This is a genomic window from Protofrankia coriariae, assembly GCF_001017755.1.
GTDB lineage: Bacteria > Actinomycetota > Actinomycetes > Frankiales > Frankiaceae > Protofrankia > Protofrankia coriariae.
In genome coordinates this window covers 11,536-12,325 of sequence record NZ_JWIO01000036.1, presented here as the reverse complement: position 1 = coordinate 12,325, position 790 = coordinate 11,536, and the positions used below count along the sequence as shown (strand labels likewise).

General features: G+C 69.7%; 2 protein-coding genes (1 of these 2 cut by a window edge). One reads left to right on the top strand and one right to left on the bottom strand.

Translation table 11 applies throughout. The features are described 5' to 3' along the window. A protein-coding gene (locus FrCorBMG51_RS18775) for an ArsR/SmtB family transcription factor (RefSeq protein WP_235433715.1) crosses the window boundary here: on the bottom strand, window positions 1-406 show its 5' portion. 170 nt of this gene lie to the left of the window's left edge; the window shows 406 of its 576 coding nt (coding positions 1-406); the start codon lies at window positions 404-406; the stop codon falls past the left edge of the window. Window positions 407-513: 107 nt separating this feature from the next. On the opposite strand from FrCorBMG51_RS18775, the gene FrCorBMG51_RS18770 reads away from it, so the two are divergent. Next, window positions 514-723, top strand: a complete 210-nt coding sequence (locus FrCorBMG51_RS18770; RefSeq protein WP_047224367.1) for a DUF4177 domain-containing protein — start codon at window positions 514-516, stop codon at window positions 721-723. Window positions 724-790: the final 67 nt, after the last annotated feature.

Sequence of the window (790 nt, the reverse complement as noted above, 5' to 3'; positions counted from 1 at the left end):
CCAGCCGCTGGCGGGCCGCGGTGGCGCCGGCGAGCAGTTCGCCCACCTCCCTGATCAGGCGGGAGGCGAGGGCGAGCATCCAGCGCGCCGAGGTCTCGTCCCGGGCCCGGTCGGGGTCCGGGGCGACGTCCGCCAGCGCGGCAGGGGAGATGACGTAGGAGCTTGCGGTGGCCCGCAGTACCCGTTCGGTGCAGTTGCCCCTGCGTCGTTCCTCGACCAGCTCGACGAGGCCGTGCTGCTCCAGCGCGCGCAGATGGTAGTTGACCTTCTGCCTGGTCAGCCCGGTGCGGGCGGCCAGTGTGGTGGCCGAGCCGGGCTCGGCCAGCGCGGCCAGCAGACGGGCGCGCACCGGGTCGAGCGAGACCTCGGCGGCGGCCGGGTCCTCGATCACTGCGACATCGAGCATGGCCTCATCATGACAACCGAAAGAAAAATTTGTCAAGGAAGCTTCTACTGTCGGATGTCCGGGAGGCGGGATGCCGGGGCCGGCTGGCCGCGGGGGACGATGAGCTCATGGCGGAGCGATTCGAGTACAAGGTCATCGAACTGCGGGAGGGCCTGATCGGCGGCAAGATGTCCGGCGACCGGCTGGAGAAGATCCTCAACGAGCATGCAAAACAGGGGTGGCAGCTCAAGGCGATCACCACGACGGAGGTCAAGGGACGCATCGGCCCCGGGGGCGTCGACGGGGTCCTCGTGACCTTCGAACGACGCCTCGACTAGCGCCCCGAGAAGATCAGCCCATCGGGCATCGCGCGCTGCCACGCGTCCGAGCCGATCGGCGCGGCGG

Coding starts and splice junctions, on each gene's coding strand:
- FrCorBMG51_RS18770 (WP_047224367.1), top strand. CDS start 514: ATGGCGGAGCGATTCGAGTACAAGGTCATCGAACTGCGGGAGGGCCTG.